Source organism: Shewanella sp. 125m-7 (genome assembly GCF_052977045.1).
In genome coordinates this window covers 1-13,237 of sequence record NZ_JBRILQ010000049.1, presented here as the reverse complement: position 1 = coordinate 13,237, position 13,237 = coordinate 1, and the positions used below count along the sequence as shown (strand labels likewise).

The window sequence follows — 13,237 nt, the reverse complement described above, 5'->3', positions numbered from 1 at the left end:
TATTAAAGGGAATTATATGTATTAAAGGGAGTTTATCTATGCGCTATAGGGCTGAAGTTGATGGGTTAAGAGCTGTAGCGGTGATCCCGGTTATTTTGTTTCACGCGGGTTTTAGCGGGTTTAGTGGCGGCTTTGTTGGAGTCGATGTGTTTTTTGTGATCAGCGGTTACTTGATCACGAGTATTATTTTGACTGAACTTGAATCGAATCGGTTTAGCCTCATTAATTTCTATGAGCGCAGGGCCAGAAGAATTTTACCTGTGTTATTTTTTGTTATGCTCGTTTGTATTCCCTTCGCTTGGTTTTGGTTAATGCCTCTGGATCTTAAGGACTTCTTTCAAAGCATTATCGCGGTAGCAACGTTTTCTTCTAATATCCTGTTTTGGCTAGAGAGTGATTATTTTGATACCGCAGCCGAGTTAAAGCCGTTGTTGCACACCTGGAGCTTAGCGGTTGAAGAGCAATACTATATCTTCTTTCCGCTGTTTTTAATGCTGCTATGGGGTAAGGGTAAGCGGGTGATTTTAGTGGCACTAGCGATTATTTTCTTGCTGAGTTTATCGTTAGCGCAGTGGGCCGCTTTTAACGCGCCAACGGCAAACTTTTACCTATTGCCGACACGAGGGTGGGAGTTATTAATCGGTGTGTTCGCGGCTTTTTACTTAAATAGGTCACAATCTGAGTTGATGCCGGTCACCATAGCAAATGTGCTCAGCATGCTAGGTCTATTATTGGTGTTAGCTTCAATCTTTATTTTCGATGCCAGTATTCCTTTTCCAAGTGTTTATGCTCTCGTTCCTACGTTAGGCACGGCATTGATCATACTATTTGCCCAAGATGGCACCTTGGTTCAGAAGCTTCTCAGTAACAAACTGTTTGTTGGCATTGGTCTAATAAGTTATAGCGCTTATTTATGGCATCAACCGATATTTGCGTTCGTTAAGTACCGCAGTTTTACAGAGCCTTCTTATCTTTTAATGCTTTCGCTGTGTGTCGCAATTGTGGGCTTATCTTATTTAAGTTGGCGTTTTGTGGAGATGCCCTTTAGAAATAAGCAGGTCTTTAGCCGTACGTTTATCTTTAGTAGTGGGGCTTTGTTTACCGCAGTATTTATTGCGGGGGGAGTCTGGATTGATAGTAACCAGCTCTATAAGTCTAATCACGCCTATGTCAATCTAATGGTCAAATCCTATCAACCGGATAATCGAGAGCTTGGTGCAGATAGTTGGGATCGTTTACGCAGTCTCAGTGGCAATCAAGATTACGGTGTTGATAAAAATATTTATGATACAAGGCTGTGGTTTGACACTGAAGATGACAGAAAACATTTATTGATAGTCGGTAACTCTCATTCAAAAGATATGTTTAACGTATTAACGAGCAGTGCCGAGACACAAAGCCTATTTCAAATTGCACGTTATGGCACCGAAATAGCGAATATAGACGATATCTTGTATCGCTCTCCTAACTACCTTTTAGCCGATGTCGTGATGTTTGCATCGCAATATAAGCCTGCGGATCTGGCACGATTAGAAGCCGTAATCAGCCGTGCTCTCGCCGATAATAAAAAGCCCGTTTTAGTGAAAAATATCTATGAATTTGAAGAGTTTGGTCAGCGCACCTATGCCGACTTTCTGTTCCATCTTTTAGTAAAAGATCGTGGGGCTGATAATATTTCAAGCTTAGATATCTCAAAGATTAATCAAAAGCACTTTGAGCAGTTTTCCCATCGTGAATTTAAGTTGTTTACTCAGCAAGCCAATCTCACCCTAACTCGGCTCGCCAATAAATATCCTGGGGTCACTGTGTTAGATAGGATGGATTATGTTTGCAATAAGCCTGAGCAAATCTGTTACGCCATAGATGATGACTATCAAAAATATTTTTATGATTATGGTCACCATACTGTTGCAGGCGCCACGTTTTTTGGTGAACGCGTCGATGAGGTTAAATGGTTAGGCAGTATTTAAGCCTTGTTAAAAATCATCGATAGATGAGTCGTCAGCGCGTAAAGCTTGATATAATCAAGGGTCATGCAAATAACCTAGGCTTTTATATAGTGTTGTGAGCAATATTATTATGGGCTTTAGATAAAGGTTAGGGGCGTAGATTGTCACAAGAGCAACAAGATATTCATTTCATGAAAATGGCGATGGATATGGCGACAAAGGCTGAAGAAAAGGGTGAAGTGCCTGTAGGTGCTGTGCTGGTGAAAGATGGCGAGGTGATTAGCGCTGGATTTAATTTCAGTATTGGTCTGCACGATCCTAGCGCCCATGCTGAAATGCAGTGTTTGCGACAAGCTGGGCAGATCATGCAAAACTATCGCTTACTCGATACGACCTTGTACGTAACACTTGAGCCTTGCGCTATGTGTGCCGGCGCGATTGTGCATTCAAGAGTTGGCCGCTTGGTGTTTGGTGCTAAAGATGAAAAAACGGGCGCTGCTGGTACGGTTATCGATATTGTGCGCCACAGTGCATTTAATCATTTAGTGGAAGTTGATTCAGGCGTGCTTGAGCAAGAATGCAGTGAACAGTTAAGTGCATTTTTTAGGCGTCGTAGAAAAGAGATTAAAGCGGCCAAAGCGCTAGCGAAGCAACGCGCTTCGCAGGTGGCATTAGGCGATGAATGACGGTTATTCGGTTGGTCTAATAAAAACGAAAAACTGTTTTTGTCGGCTTAATACTTTTTGGTGGCGCGTTTTTAACTGACTACGACGACGCGCTGCAACATTGTTGATTGTTCTTTTTCTCATACTCGCCTCACTTATGTTGGCTCTTTATACGCTTATTTAATCTCGTATTTTAGATATGTTTAAAATAGCACTTTAGCTATGTATCAATTTGAGCAACAAAAGTCTACGCGAGTTTTATGAATCTTTGATGAATTGACCTGCTTGAATGAATTTAGAGCTATTTATACCCAAACGACTTGAACATGCTCATTTCAGAGGCCTTGCGCGAGTTCAATTCTAGGCGTGTTAGCGTAGGAATGGTAACTCCCTTTTAAGCTAGTGCAACAACGAAGTGGGCTTGCGCAAAGCCTTCTTCGATGGGTTTTAATGCACTTTCTGCTGCGTTATTGATCTTGCTAAGGGAACAAGCATTAACTGCAATCAACGCCTTGCTTAAAGCGCATTAAATTCCCACTGAACCCTGCATCTTCAGGTGGCTTGGGTATATACCCATCAGTATCAGGATGTGTTCGCTGGGGGAGCAGTGCTCAAGGCTGTTGCGGCTGAGCAGCTTGGGTCTGTTGTGGCGGCAGTTTTTCTTGAGCTTCGGCGGTTTGAATATGCTCTTTTTCAATTTCGAGCAGCATATTTTGGTTATCTATCCACACTAGCGTGTCGTAATAGCGACGAATGCTATCCACATAATGTACCGCTTCATTTCCGCGAGCATAACCATAGCGGGTTTTCTGGTAGTACTGACGTTTTTGTAGCAGTGGCAATACGGTTTTCACATCACTCCAGGCACTAGGGTTTAACCCCTGAGTCTGGGCCAGTTTGCGCGCATCTTCAACATGACCAAGGCCGATATTATAGGAGGCGAGGGCAAACCACATTCTTTGGCTTTCAGGGATGGAGTCTGGTAGACGCTTCAACATGCTAGTAAGGTATTTTGCACCGCCTTCAATACTTTGATATGGATCGAGTCGGTTTTTAATCCCCACCTGTTTTGCGGTTGGCAGGGTAAGCATCATCAAACCCCGTACACCGGTAGGCGAACGTGCGTTAGGATTCCAATGGGACTCTTGATAGGCGGTTGCAGCCAGTTTACGCCAATCTATATCGCCGGCGTGTTTTTCAAAGGTTGCTCTGTACTTAGGTAATTTATTGTCGATAGCTCGTATAAAGGCGCGAGTATCAACATAATCAAAGCGCTTTACGTGGGCAAAGTATTTTTCATTGAGATGCGCTAAGGTGCCGTTACGCTTTTCGGTATGCCAAAATGCCAATAGTTGGCTCATGAGTTTATCGCTATTGTTAGCTGGCAACAGCCACACCACAGGTTGTTTTTGTTTAAGCACTAACCCTTCACGCAACTCTGGCATAAAACGTCTGTTGATATCTAAGCTAGTAGAGTCGGCAATCGTATAGGGGATATCGCCAGCCGCAATCATTATTAATAGCTCTTCAGCATCTTTGTCTTTTTCTTGATTCCAGACTAAATCGGGATTGAATTTCTGCAACTCAGTTAAAGTATCGACAAAAGATGAATCAGTCGTGACAGTGATGTCACCATCAAGATGGTTAATGTCTTTTGGCACAGGGGTACCTTGACGATAAACCAAGACTTGATTCACGCGATAAAGCGGTGGGCCAACTCTAAATTGCTCGCGCCTTGCCGGTGTATCCCCAAGGCCTGCGGCAATGATATCAATGTCGCCATTTCGCATTGCTGCATATAGCTCACTAATCGTGGCATAGGGTTTCATTTTTAATTCTAGGTGTAGATACTTAGCAAAGCGTTCTGCCATCTCATAATCGTAACCTGAATCCCCTTGGCCAGAGGTAAAGAAAATTTGCGGGCCATATAAGGTGCCGACATTTAACTCGGTCGGTTTAGGCACAAAGACAGGTTTTTCTTGTTCCACGACAACCTTCTGGCAGGCAGCCAGTACGGTGATACAGCATAGAATAAGCAACAGTCTTTTCATGGGTTATTGTTTGTTAGCACTTAACTTAAATTATAAAGTGATAGCCGCCGATTATAACACAATCTTGGTTGCCGTAAAAAAATGGCATATATGTTGGTGGGTGTTAGATTCAGTATGGCGCTAAATGGCTTTTTTACCGCGAATTCGCTCAATCAAGATCAAATAAAATAGGGGCGCTTTTTTGTATACAGGAAACACTGTTTTCTATAGCGACTGCTGATGATTTGTGACAAACATTTCCCTATAATAGCGCCAGATCTGACCCTGCAATTATAATTTATAAGGTGAAAAGACGTGATGGAGATCATCCGCGGAGCCCCTGCACTTTCGGCGTTTAGAGTACAGAAGCTGATGCAAGCTTGTGAATCGGCAGCACTACCAGTGCGCCAAATCTATGCCGAGTTTATCCATTTAGCCGATTTAAACGAGTCGCTAAATGAAAAAGAAAGTCAACAGCTTGAAAAAATCCTGACCTACGGCCCCGCTATCGAAGCGCATACGCCAGAAGGCAATCTCCACTTTGTCACCCCCCGTCCCGGTACCATCTCTCCTTGGTCATCAAAAGCAACAGATATCGCCCACAATTGTGGTCTTAATAAGGTAAAGCGCCTAGAGCGTGGTATTGCTTATTATGTTGTCAGTGATGAGTTAACGGCTGAGCAAACTAAAGCGCTAACGTCATTACTGCATGACCGTATGGTGGAAGTCACTTTGCCAAGCTTTGATGTGGCAAGTGTCTTGTTCGCTCGTACTGAGCCGGCAAAATTTAATAGTGTTGATATTTTAGGTGAAGGTCGAGTTGCGCTTGAGCAAGCTAACATTAACTTGGGCTTAGCTTTAGCCGATGACGAGATTGACTACCTAGTCGAAAACTTTGCTCGCCTGGGTCGTAATCCGAACGATATTGAATTGATGATGTTTGCCCAGGCAAACTCTGAGCATTGTCGTCATAAAATTTTTAACGCTGACTGGACAATCGATGGCGAAGTGCAGCCAAAGTCATTGTTCAAGATGATTAAGAACACCTTCGAGAAGACACCAGAGAACGTATTATCTGCTTATAAAGATAACGCCGCGGTGATGACGGGCTCTACCGCCGGTCGTTTCTTCCCGCAGCAAGACGGTGTATATGCTTATCATACCGAGCCAATGCACATCTTAATGAAGGTCGAAACTCACAACCACCCAACAGCGATTAGCCCATATTCTGGCGCGGCAACGGGCAGCGGCGGTGAAATTCGTGATGAAGGCGCTACAGGTCGCGGCTCTAAACCAAAGGCCGGCCTAACTGGCTTTAGCGTGTCAAATCTTAAGATCCCAGGCTTTGTTCAGCCTTGGGAAGCTGATTATGGTAAACCTGACCGTATCGTTACCGCGCTTGATATTATGACCGAGGGCCCACTTGGCGGCGCAGCGTTTAATAACGAATTTGGTCGCCCAGCCCTAGTGGGTTACTTCCGTACTTACGAGCAGGAAGTCAACAGCCACAATGGTATTGAAGTTCGCGGTTACCACAAGCCAATTATGCTTGCGGGTGGCTTAGGTAATATCCGTGAAGACCATGTGCAAAAAGGTGAAATCACCGTTGGCGCTAAGCTAGTTGTTCTTGGCGGCCCTGCGATGAATATCGGTTTAGGCGGCGGCGCGGCATCATCGATGACATCGGGTCAGTCGAGCGAAGATCTAGATTTTGCTTCTGTGCAGCGTGAAAACCCAGAAATGGAACGACGTTGCCAAGAGGTGATTGACCGCTGCTGGCAGATGGGTGATGACAACCCAATCCAGTTTATCCACGATGTGGGCGCAGGTGGATTATCCAATGCCTTCCCTGAACTTGTGAATGACGGTGAGCGTGGCGGTAAGTTTGAGCTACGTAAAGTGCCATCTGACGAGCCCGGCATGAGCCCACTTGAGATCTGGTGTAATGAATCACAAGAGCGTTATGTGATGTCAATCGCGCCAGAGAACATTGAGCTATTTAGCCAAATTTGTCAGCGCGAACGTGCACCGTTTGCGGTTGTGGGTGTGGCAACAGCAGAAAAAGAGCTTATCTTGAGTGATGAGCATTTTGAAAACCACCCAATCGACTTGCCACTTGAAGTGCTATTAGGCAAAGCGCCTAAGATGAGCCGCGATGTAGTGAGTGCGAAAGCGAACTTGGTTGCGCTTAATCTTGACGGTATTGAAGTGCAACAAGCGGCGCATCGTTTACTGCGTTTACCAACGATTGCTGAGAAAACCTTTCTTATCACTATTGGTGATAGAACAGTAACCGGGTTAGTTAACCGCGACCAAATGGTTGGCCCTTGGCAGGTCCCAGTAGCCGATTGTGCGGTAACGGCTGCAAGCTACGACTCATACACAGGTGAGGCCATGTCTATCGGTGAGCGCACGCCGCTTGCACTACTAGACTTTGGCGCATCTGCACGTATGGCGGTTGCTGAATCAATCTTAAACATCGCCGGTACTGACATTGGCTCATTCAAGCACATTAAGTTGTCAGCTAACTGGATGTCACCAGCGGGTCACCCAGGTGAAGATGCCGGTTTGTATGAAGCGGTTAAAGCCATTGGTGAAGAGCTGTGCCCTGACTTGTCTTTGACAATCCCAGTGGGTAAAGACTCAATGTCGATGAAGACGGCATGGGAAGACAATGGCGTACAAAAATCTGTGACATCACCAATGTCACTGGTGATTACCGCCTTTGGCGTAGTGCAAGATGTGCGTAATACGGTTACGCCAGAGCTACGCAGCGATAAAGGTGAAACAGAGCTGTTACTGCTTGACTTAGGTTTGGGCAAGAACCGTTTAGGCGGCTCTTGTTTAGCACAGGTTTATAGTGAGCTTGGCGATATTGCGCCCGATCTTGATAACTCGGCAACCCTAAAAGGCTTCTTCGAAACCATTCAGCCAATGATTGCTGATAAATCGATTATTGCTTACCACGACAGAAGTGATGGAGGCCTTTACACCACGTTAGTTGAAATGGCGTTTGCGGGTCGCACAGGTCTAAATGTTGATTTGAGTGCACTAAAGGGCACTGACGTTGAACGTCTGTTTAACGAAGAGCTTGGCGCGGTTATCCAGGTTCGTCGTCAAGACGTCGCCATTATTAGCGAGAAGTTTGCCGCAGCAGGCGTACCTTGCCATAAAGTGGCAGAGCTTAACGATAGCGATACCATTGCCATCTTTGATGGGATGCGTGAAGTATTAACAGAAACGCGTACCTCGCTACGGTCTATTTGGGCTGAAACCACTTACCGTATGCAAGCACTGCGTGATAATCCTGAGTGCGCTAAAGAAGAGTTTGAGCTTAAGCAAGATATAAACGACTTAGGTTTGACGGTGGATTTACGTTTCGATCCAAGTGAAGACGTTGCCGCGCCATTTATCTTAAAAGGCGCTGCGCCTAAGATGGCGATCTTGCGTGAGCAAGGCGTTAACTCGCATATCGAAATGGCGGCGGCATTTGACCGTGCGGGTTTCGAAGCGATTGACGTACACATGAGCGACATCTTAAGTGGCCGTATCAGTTTAGAGCAGTTCCAAGGCCTAGTGGCGTGTGGTGGCTTCTCTTACGGTGACGTATTAGGAGCGGGTGAGGGCTGGGCTAAGTCAATCCTGTTTAACGAGCGTGCTCGTGAGCAGTTTAGCCAATTCTTTGAACGTAACGATAGCTTCTCGCTAGGTGTGTGTAACGGTTGTCAGATGCTGTCTAACCTTAAAGACATCATTCCTGGTACTGAGCTGTGGCCACACTTTGTGCGTAACCGCTCTGAGCGTTTTGAAGCGCGTTTCAGCTTGGTTGAAGTTCAAAAGAGTCCATCTTTGTTCTTCCAAGGGATGGAAGGCTCACGCATGCCTATCGCAGTATCACATGGTGAAGGTCGCGCCGAGTTTGCATCAGCACAAGCATTAGCTGCTGCCGAAGCGTCAGGGACTATTGCACTGCGTTACGTTGATGGTAATGGCCAGATCGCAACGCAATATCCGCAAAACCCGAACGGTTCACCCAATGCGATTACGGCATTAAGTTCAACTGATGGTCGAGTCACGATTATGATGCCGCATCCTGAGCGTGTATTTCGAACCGTTGCTAACTCATGGCACCCAGACTCTTGGGGTGAAGATAGCCCATGGATGAGAATGTTCCGCAATGTGAGAAAGTCGGTCGGCTAGTGTACCAACCGCTTAAGTAGTAATGCGTTACGAATGAAAAAGCCTCTATTTTATAGAGGCTTTTTTTTGGTGAAATATTTGATGAACAGCATTTTCAGTAAACAAGCGTGACTAAACAATAGATTAGAGAGGGTTTACTGCTAAATGGAATGCTAATTAAACGGTTTTGTAGAGGTATCGACAACTTTATAGATAAGCATTAGTTATCAATAGTCTTTATCATAAACACTGCAACAGATGTTCGCGCGCGGGATAATTGAACAGACATAAAAAAGCCCTCCTTATTACTAAGGAGGGCCGCTTTGCGCTAACAAAACTTCAAGATAAATCTTGCATTTAAAAGTCTTACTTATAGCTCTCTAGAAGTATAAAGTTCAACGAAAACACGCTGATAGCTAACAACTAAACGCTCGAATAATTTTGTCATAATGGTATCTCCACCAAGGTTGATTAAATAAGCGGAGTAAGTCTTTACCGGGCTACATCACCGGGTTAATTAGACTGTCTCCTTAACTTGGTGCACATTTTAGGCGAGGTCTAATTTTTGATCAACCGAGAAAAATTGCATGTTGTCATTAGTTAAACTTATCCGAATATCGAGTGATTAAAAATGTTTATTTTTATAGTTTTAGTATCTACTTGTATTTTAGGGTTTTTTGTATTGTCGTGTATTCTGCGTATGTAATTTTGCCATACCATTATTGTTATTTGATTTGTTAAAATATGGTGTTTTACCTGCTTCGTGGTAAATAATATGTTTATTAGCTGAAAATGTTTGTTTTGCTTATTTTTAAAGCGCTCCTAGCATGAGTATTTTATGCTGTCAACCACCTCTAGGGCGGAACTGTGTGCTTCAGCCCAAAACCCATTGAAACCGAATGCTTTGATTGATTTGAATCAATTTTGAATGGTATAAAATCACTGCGGATAACCTTACTTCGTAATGCAAGTGACTGATATTAACTAAATTGTTTATTATTTATTTGCGCGTTCGAGAGGGAAGTCACAACAGTCATTTAAAACGTGATCGCAAGCGAGTGCTTGCTAGTGTTTTTGGCTTTAAAATACAAAATTTATGAATTAAACAACGAAGTGCGGTTGAAGTTGGGTTTTTGTTAGAAAACCTGACTGTTTTACTGCATTAATATTCCTATATAGGCAGTCACTCTCGTTGATGGGGATCTAACGAAAGTGATTTGACGCACCACCTAAGGAGTCACAAATGATTTTAGAAGAGGTTGTTGAGCTGTCGCGTTTCCAGTTTGCGATGACGGCCATGTATCACTTCCTATTTGTTCCCTTGACCTTGGGGTTAGCATTCTTGCTAGCCATTATGGAATCACTCTATGTGATGACCAATAAGCAAATCTATAAAGATATGACCAAGTTCTGGGGTAAGTTATTCGGTATCAACTTTGCACTTGGCGTGGCAACTGGTTTGGCGATGGAGTTCCAGTTTGGAACTAACTGGTCATACTATTCGCATTACGTCGGTGACATCTTTGGTGCACCACTTGCTATCGAAGGCCTAATGGCATTCTTCCTAGAATCTACTCTAGTGGGTATGTTCTTCTTTGGTTGGGATCGCTTTAGCAAGCGTCAGCATTTAGCGGTAACCTGGTTAGTTGCGCTTGGCTCGAACATGTCAGCACTTTGGATTCTAGTCGCTAACGGTTGGATGCAAAACCCAGTGGGTAGCACATTCAATTACGAAACCATGCGTATGGAAATGACCAGCTGGGGTGAAGTGTTATTTAACCCAGTGGCGCAGGTGAAGTTTGTTCACACTGTCGCGTCAGGTTATGTTGCTGGTGCGATGTTTGTACTTGCGATTAGTGCATACTACATCTTGAAGAAGCGTGACCTACCATTTGCACGTCGCTCGTTTGCGATTGCGGCAAGTTTCGGTATGGCATCAATCTTGTCTGTAATCGTTCTAGGTGACGAGTCAGGCTACAAGGTCGGTGAAGTACAGCGCGTTAAGTTAGCGGCTATTGAAGCTGAGTGGCACACTGAGCCAGCTCCAGCAGCCTTTACAGCGGTTGGTTTCCCTAATCAAGAAACACAAGAAACAGACTTTGCGGTTAAAATTCCTTTCGCAATGGGTATTATCGCGACGCGTTCACTTGATGAACAAGTTACCGGTATTATCGATCTGATTGCTGAGCATGAAGTGCGTATTCGTAACGGTATGGTGGCTTACGGCCTACTTGAGCAACTGCGTAATGGCAACGAAACACCTGAAATTAGAGCTCAATTTGAAGATGCTAAAGTTGACCTAGGTTATGGCTTACTACTGAAGCGTTACACTGACAAAGTGACTGACGCAACAGAAGAGCAAATCAAAGCCGCGGCTAACGACTCTATTCCAAATGTAGCACCTATGTTCTGGTCTTTCCGTGTCATGGTTGGTGCCGGTATGGTGATGTTATTAGTGTTTGCTGCAGCATTTTGGCAGAGCACGCGTCATCAAATCGAAGAGAAACCATGGGTTCTTAAAGCGGCACTTTACAGCTTACCACTACCCTGGATTGCGATTGAGTGTGGTTGGTTTGTGGCTGAATACGGTCGTCAACCTTGGACGATTTCTGAAGTACTGCCGACATTCATGTCAGCCTCTAGCTTGTCTGTAGGCGATTTAATGTTCAGTATTATTTCTATCACGCTATTCTATTCAATCTTACTTGTGATTGAGCTTTATCTAATGATTAAGTTCGCCCGTATCGGTCCAAGCTGTTTAAAGACCGGTCGCTATCACTTTGAAAAGCTTGATGCCTAAACAGGAGATCTGATTATGTTTGATTATGAAATGTTAAGATTTATCTGGTGGGCACTGATTGGTGTGCTGTTCATCGGATTCGCTGTCACAGATGGCTTCGATATGGGTGTGGGTGCCTTATTACCGATTATCGGTAAAGACGACACCGATCGCCGTATCATGATTAACTCTATTGCACCGCACTGGGATGGTAACCAAGTTTGGTTGATCACCGCAGGTGGTGCATTGTTCGCAGCTTGGCCTATGGTCTACGGCGTGTCTTTCTCTGGATTCTACGTGGCAATGATGCTGACTCTGTTTGCATTGTTCCTACGTCCAGTAGGTTTTGACTACCGCTCAAAGATTGAAGATCCAAGATGGCGTAAGTCTTGGGACTGGGCACTGTTTGTGGGTGGTTTTGTTCCGCCGCTAATTATCGGTGTTGCGTTTGGTAACTTGCTACAAGGTGTTCCGTTTAACTTTGACGAATACTTGCGTGCGACATACCACGGCGGTTTCTTCGGTTTACTAAATGGCTTTGGTATTCTAGCTGGCCTAGTGAGCGTGAGCATGTTTATGCTACAGGGCTCAACCTGGCTACAAATGAAGACAGAAGGCGAGCTACGCGAACGCGCTGCTAAGATGTCGCAGTTGCTATCTGTAGCACTATTCGTATTCTTTGGCGCTGCGGGTGTGTGGTTAGTGAATGGTATTGACGGTTACGTGATTACTTCAGCTATCGACACTTATGGCGTTTCTGACCCAACCCTTAAAACGGTTGCTGTTGAAGCAGGCGCTTGGTTAGTGAACTACGATAAGTATCCGGTAACTATGTTGTTCCCAGTGCTTGGCTTGTTAATGCCAATCTTAGTGTTGCTTTGTAGCCGCATGAACCGCAGTGGTTTTGCGTTCTTCTTTAGCTCAGTAGGTATTGCGGCCGTTATCCTAACGTGTGGCGCAGCAATGTTCCCATTCGTTATGCCATCTTCACTAGAGCCAAACGTGAGTTTGACTATGTGGGATTCGACTGCGAGTGAGATGTCACTAACTGTAATGACATGGGCTGCAATCATCTTTGTACCGATTGTACTTAGTTACACGGTTTGGACTTACTTGAAGATGTTTGGTCGTTTATCTCGCGACTTCATCGAAAAGAACAAGACCTCACTTTACTAATAGGAGCCTAGATTATGTGGTATTTCGCTTGGATTTTAGGCGTATTGTTAGCCTGTTCTTTTGGTATCATCAATGCCTTATGGCTTGAGACGACTGAGAACATGGACCGTGACGCTGAGACTGAAGATTAATCTTTAATCCGCTTAATGGTTAAGTAAGAGCCCCGCTAATGCGGGGCTTTTTGTTTTTAAAGAAGGTAAAAGCAGGTGCTAGGGAAAGCAGGTTCTAGGACCTAGGAAAAGCTGAGACGATGAAAGCAAAGACGATGAAAGCGGAACGGCCTGCGGCCTCACGCTTGACGGAACGTTCGCTGGCTCACTTACGGAACGCTTCGCTTACGGAAAAGCTAAAAAAGAAGTATCGAGGTTCTAGATTGAAGCCGTTGCTGTTTGTTGTAGGTTGGGCTTTAGCCCATCAATCTTTTAAGAGTAAAGCAAAGATGGAAAAGCCGAGCGGCCT

8 protein-coding genes are annotated in these 13,237 nt (G+C 44.6%); 7 read left to right on the top strand and 1 reads right to left on the bottom strand.

From position 1 onward, the window contains the following. Positions 1–38 precede the first annotated feature (38 nt). Both ACVBIL_RS17955 and tadA read left to right on the top strand, forming a co-directional pair. Positions 39–1,970 (top strand): acyltransferase family protein, encoded by a 1,932-nt coding sequence (locus ACVBIL_RS17955; protein ID WP_447168323.1) that lies wholly within the window; start codon positions 39–41, stop codon positions 1,968–1,970. A gap of 140 nt (positions 1,971–2,110) precedes the next feature. Next, on the top strand, positions 2,111–2,635 hold the full coding sequence (gene tadA / locus ACVBIL_RS17950; protein ID WP_447168322.1) for a tRNA adenosine(34) deaminase TadA: 525 nt from the start codon (positions 2,111–2,113) through the stop codon (positions 2,633–2,635). Positions 2,636–3,225: 590 nt separating this feature from the next. On the opposite strand, the gene mltF is transcribed toward tadA, so the two are convergent. Beyond that, on the bottom strand, positions 3,226–4,665 hold the full coding sequence (gene mltF / locus ACVBIL_RS17945; protein WP_447168321.1) for a membrane-bound lytic murein transglycosylase MltF: 1,440 nt from the start codon (positions 4,663–4,665) through the stop codon (positions 3,226–3,228). A gap of 297 nt (positions 4,666–4,962) precedes the next feature. On the opposite strand from mltF, the gene purL reads away from it, so the two are divergent. From purL to ACVBIL_RS17920, 5 genes are all read left to right on the top strand, one after another. Further along, a complete protein-coding gene (gene purL, locus ACVBIL_RS17940; protein ID WP_447168340.1) occupies positions 4,963–8,844 on the top strand; it encodes a phosphoribosylformylglycinamidine synthase in 3,882 nt (1,293 codons plus the stop codon). Between the two features lie 1,222 nt (positions 8,845–10,066). Continuing rightward, positions 10,067–11,623: a cytochrome ubiquinol oxidase subunit I gene (locus ACVBIL_RS17935; protein ID WP_447168320.1), complete on the top strand. Its 1,557-nt coding sequence runs from the start codon at positions 10,067–10,069 to the stop codon at positions 11,621–11,623. Between the two features lie 15 nt (positions 11,624–11,638). Beyond that, positions 11,639–12,778, top strand: a complete 1,140-nt coding sequence (gene cydB, locus ACVBIL_RS17930; RefSeq protein WP_447168319.1) for a cytochrome d ubiquinol oxidase subunit II — start codon at positions 11,639–11,641, stop codon at positions 12,776–12,778. A 14-nt stretch (positions 12,779–12,792) separates the two neighbouring features. Continuing rightward, complete coding sequence (gene cydX / locus ACVBIL_RS17925; RefSeq protein ID WP_012154573.1) at positions 12,793–12,909, top strand: cytochrome bd-I oxidase subunit CydX; 117 nt, start codon at positions 12,793–12,795, stop codon at positions 12,907–12,909. A 119-nt stretch (positions 12,910–13,028) separates the two neighbouring features. Continuing rightward, a partial coding sequence (locus ACVBIL_RS17920) for a hypothetical protein (protein ID WP_447168318.1) occupies positions 13,029–13,237 on the top strand: 209 nt, incomplete at its 3' end.